Raw genomic sequence first — 4,470 nt, forward strand, 5'->3', positions numbered from 1 at the left:
GCGCGAGCACGTTCTCATCCACCCGCGACTGGAACCGCACCGGCAGCGAGAACGCCCCCGACCCACCCTCAGCTGACCAGCTCTCACCAGGCCCAAAAGCCGCCTCAGCGCTGCGCCCCTCCGTGCGCTTGCCGGACTTCTGCGGTACCGCCAGGGCCTCGACCACCTTGGCGTCGTGGCTGCGCAGCGCGGTCAAAATTCGAACAAGCGGACCATAACTGTCCGACTCCAGAATATCTCCGGGCTCCTCACCCGGCTTGAGGAAAACCGGTACGATCAGGCTGGCGATTTTCCCCTCCCCGGGCTGCATCCGGAGGGCCCGGCCGATGGCCTGGACGATATCCACCATGCTGCGAATCTGCAGGTGGATGACACTTGTTCAGGGGCAGGGGTTGACACCGGATTTTTGCTGGTCGGCGGGGGAGTGGTGACATCTTCGTGCGGCTGTTTTGGTGTCATGACATGACGTTGGTGCTGGACAGTTTGGTGCAGTTTCCAACACGGGGGTGCCGGGCCACGGGGCCGGGTGTGCTTGTACCGGATGCGGTTCGCTGGTGTCAGGTTTTTGCGGTTTGTGGTGTCACCGGGGTGCGGTCGGGTGCTTGCTGGTAGCAGTACAACGCGACGGGGGCGGGTGATCGGGGGATGCCGGATGGGGTGGATGCCACGTTCGTGTCGCTCGCGGGGCCCAGGGCGGCGGTGCGTGGGCTGGCGGTAGGGCGTTTGCTGGCGTTGGACGCGCGCGGGGAGCTGTCGACTGATCATGTCCGGCTGGTCGCACGGTCGGCGGGTGTGTCGTTGCGGACGGTGTGGCGGTGGTTGGAGGCGGCTCGTGCGGGGCGCACCGGCCGCGTCGAGCGGGAGCGGTTCACGCTGACGCCGGACCTGCACGCGCGGCTGGTCCGCTGGTGTGGCAACGCCGCGGCCGTGCACCGGGAGCTGGTGGCCGAGGCGCGTGCCGCGGTGCTGGCCCAGGGTGCGGACGAGGAGCAGGTGGCGGCGGCCCTCGCGCGGGTGCCGTCGCTGGCCACGCTGCAGCGGGCGGTACGCCGGGACTTGAATCCCGGTCAGCGCGCGGCCCTGGTGGGCGGGGAGCGGGTCCGGCGCCGCCACGACGTGCACCTGCGCCGGCCCCGCCAATGGCGCAACGCCTGCTGGGAAGGCGACCACAAGCACGTTCCGGTCGAGGTCGACCTGCACGGCGAGCTCGTGTGTCCGTGGGTGACCTGGTTCATCGACTGCGCCACCAACGCCGTAAGGCTCGGCCCCCGCCGTCGCCCGCGGCAACGCCGTCCCTCTGCGCACCGAACACGGGCGGGTACCACGGCTCACCGGGCCGGGTGGGGCTGTAGTGGGCGTGCTCCATCGGGGTGGTGTCCTTACCGCACAGCGTCCACGCCTGGGGGTCTTCCGGGGCGTCCGGATCGGCGCCGGCAGCGTGAACCATGAGGACGGCGGGCCCAACTCCCTCCGCCCCGAGATCCAGGTCGGACTCCAGCTCGAAGAGGACAACGATCGTGGCCATGCCCCGACCGTGCGCCACGGTGGCCCCGTTCGCATCCCGGCCGCTGGACGAGCCGACGCTCTCAACCGCCCGGGGACATGTGAGAGGCCCCGGCGGCGAGCCAGACCGGGGCCGACGGGGAACGGACCTACCAGGCCACCCCCAAGGCCTCCAGCTGCCCGAGCTGTTCCGGGCTGAGCTTGTCCCGCCGGGCCTTCTGGTTGTTGAGCCAGGTCCCGAGGGACACCCCGCCCTCCTTGTGGGTGCGCGGCACCCGGACGTGCCCCTCACGCTCGACGAAGGCCGCGAGCGCCGCCAGGCCCTGGGCGAACCGGTCGGCGCGCGACACCTTCGGACCCAACCCCACGGAGACCACCTCAACGCTCTCCTCCCCGCCGGGGCCGGTCACCACGATCTCCAGCGGCTCCTTGTGGGGCCGGGGCACCTTGGTGTGGCCCTCGCGTTCGACGAAGGCGGCGAGGGCGGCCAGGCCCTGCTGGAAGCGGTCCTCCCTCGACACCTTTGGCTTCGCGTCGGCGGCGGTCTTGGCGGCCACCAGCTCGCGGTCGGCCTCGATGCCGATCGCCGCCAGCAGGTCCCGCTGGTCCGCCTCCAGGCCGGGCCAGCCAGCCTGCTGTGCCGGTCGGCCATCGCTCGATCCGTCCGTCGAGTGGCCGTCACAGAGTCGGCCACTCGACGGAGGCGATCAGAGAATCGGCTCGCAGCCGATTGCCTTGCCCCCGGCGGCGAGGAACTTCCGTACCAGGTCGTCGTTGTCGGGGAACAGGGCGGGCGACGCGTAGTCGCCGTCGAGGCTGAAGAAGACGTCCTTGCCCTGGCAGGTGACGACGAGCGTCCCGCCTGCGACCCAATGGGCCCGGCCCACGGCGAATACGTCCCTGCCGTTCTCGTGGGTCAGGGCGGTGGTCCGCGGATCGGTCGTGATCGTGAAGCGCTTCGACCAGCCGTCCGGCGTCGGGCCGTTGCCGACGGTGCAGGACCAGATCGGGGTGAACCCGGTGGTGACCTGCTGACTGTTGCCCGACAACGCCTCGGGGTTCCTCGGCGGCGCGAACCCGGGCAGGCCGCAGAGGTTGGCCCAGTCGACGTCCGTCGTCGCCCCCTTCGCCGAGAGGTTCGTCGGAACCGGCAGCACCCGGTCCCCGCAGGAGCGTGCCTTGGCCACCCCATTGGCGAAGGCCACGGCCAGACGGGCCCTGGTCTCGTCCTGCCCCGTCTCACTGGTGCGCACCTCGGCGCGCACGCCCTTCGGGCACCCTTCGGGAAGCACGGCCCACGCGGCGTCAGGAGTCACCGAGCCGGCCGAGTCCCCGGAGAACAACCGGGCGTCCGACGCGGCCAGCGGGAGCGGTCCGTCCTTGGAATTGAGGATGACGGTGAACCGCGCGGTCTTCTCGGAGGTCTCGAACAGGCCGGAGCTGACCCTGACGGAGCAGCTGTTGCCGGTGGAGTCCTCCGTCGGCGAGAACCTCCGCTTGTCCTCGGTGATCCGCCCAGAGCCCAGAAGATCGTGCACCTGGTCCGCCGTTGCGGCCCCGTCGCACACGCTGTCCGGCCCGCCGAGGTTCGTCACCCGGTACAGCACGAACCCCACCGCCCCCATGGGGACGAGGGAGAACGCCGCCACCACCGCGGCCAGGCGCACCCGCAGCCCCCGCGTGGTGAACCCGCGCTGATCGAGTGCGGCATCGACCTTGTCGGCCAGCCTCGCGGCGTCGCCGGAGCGCTCACTCTTGTTCTCGGCTCCCACAGTGCTCACGCCCTGCCGAACACGGTTCGATAGGTCTTGTCGATTCCGAGCTGGTAACCGTCCCCCGCCGTCTCCTTGAGTTGCCGTGGGACGCTGCCACTGAGGTCGAGGGTTTCGGACGGGTATCCCGACGTGATCATCTTGTAGTTGATCATCGCGTCCAACTGCTGCTGTCCCGCTGAGAAGTGGGAGCTCAGATTGTCCTTGAGCGTGGTGTCGATCTGCGCCTTGGCGGCGTCGGCGTATGCGGCAGTCCCGATGTCGACGTAGCGCTGAGCGACGTCGCCGACTCCCGGAATCAAGTTCGCGGGTGTGCCGAGCAGGTGGTAGTTCATCTTCGCCTGCCAGTCCGCGGTCGACTTGTCGGCGTCGGCGTGGTCGACGGCGGCATCGGCATACACCGCGTCCAGCGCGCCGAGGGACGTGGCGGAGTCGTGGATGAGGGAGCTCAATTTGGGGTTCGGGCGGCCCGTCACATCGGGCTTGGTGGCGTCGTAGTCGAGCCCGTCCAGGCGGCGCGCGATCTCCTGGGTCTCCGCGTGCTGGATGACGGCGAAGGACGCCGGGTCCTCGGCGGCGCCCCGGATGACGCGCAACAGCTGATCCTGAGTGACGGTGAGCCCGTCCGGCTCGGACGGCCCGTACAGCTTCTTTCCGAGGATCTCGTGCATGTCCGCGGCGTAGTCGGCGATCATGTCGGCCATCGGCCGGCGGAGTCCGGCCGGAAGGGACGTCTTGTCCCCCTGACCGGTGCCAGCGAAGGACTTCATCGTCTCGTCCATGATCTGCGACATGACCTTGTCGTGGGGGCGGACGACCGGTTGGTCGCTGTGCGGGTCCCGACCGGTCGTGGCCGCCTCCAGAGCGTAGCCGAACGCGGTACGTGAGGGCGTGAAGCCGGCGACGGCGTTCTGCTCGCTTCCCTGGGCGGGCCACTTCCGCTCGTGCAGCAGGTAGTCCAGATTCTTGCCCTTCCCGGGGTCGAAGAAGTCCTTCGACGCCTCGGGGTTATGGCTGAACGCGTTCATCAGACCGCCCATCGGGTCCGACTGGTTGGCCCCGCCGTTCCACTTCGGGCCCCAGAGGTCTTCGCCCTTGGCCTTGCTGTTCCGCTCGTAGTCGACCAGGTCGTTTCCGGCCTTGAGGAGGAACGACTTGTCGAACTTCCCGCCCGCACCCATCAGCGAGGTGAGCG

At 69.4% G+C, this 4,470-nt stretch carries 3 protein-coding genes and 2 pseudogenes; all 5 read right to left on the reverse strand.

Translation table 11 applies throughout. The features are described from left to right. A pseudogene (locus ACIRYZ_RS46180) lies at positions 1 to 349 on the reverse strand (helicase); the annotation flags it as partial. 882 nt (positions 350 to 1,231) lie between these two features. Next, positions 1,232 to 1,525, reverse strand: coding sequence for a hypothetical protein (locus ACIRYZ_RS46185; RefSeq protein WP_402955681.1), 294 nt, complete (start codon positions 1,523 to 1,525; stop codon positions 1,232 to 1,234). 127 nt (positions 1,526 to 1,652) lie between these two features. Beyond that, the gene (locus ACIRYZ_RS46190) at positions 1,653 to 2,060 is read right to left on the reverse strand and encodes a helicase associated domain-containing protein (RefSeq protein WP_402955683.1); all 408 of its coding nucleotides are present in this window, start codon (positions 2,058 to 2,060) and stop codon (positions 1,653 to 1,655) included. A gap of 150 nt (positions 2,061 to 2,210) precedes the next feature. After that, positions 2,211 to 3,284 carry a hypothetical protein gene (locus ACIRYZ_RS46195; protein ID WP_402955685.1) on the reverse strand — a complete coding sequence of 358 codons (1,074 nt, stop codon included), beginning with the start codon at positions 3,282 to 3,284 and terminating at the stop codon, positions 2,211 to 2,213. Further along, positions 3,281 to 4,470: pseudogene (locus ACIRYZ_RS46200) on the reverse strand (hypothetical protein); the annotation flags it as partial. The gene ACIRYZ_RS46195 and the pseudogene ACIRYZ_RS46200, both read right to left, overlap by 4 nt.

Origin of the sequence: Kitasatospora sp. NPDC101155, from assembly GCF_044768305.1 — a bacterium.
GTDB lineage: Bacteria > Actinomycetota > Actinomycetes > Streptomycetales > Streptomycetaceae > Kitasatospora.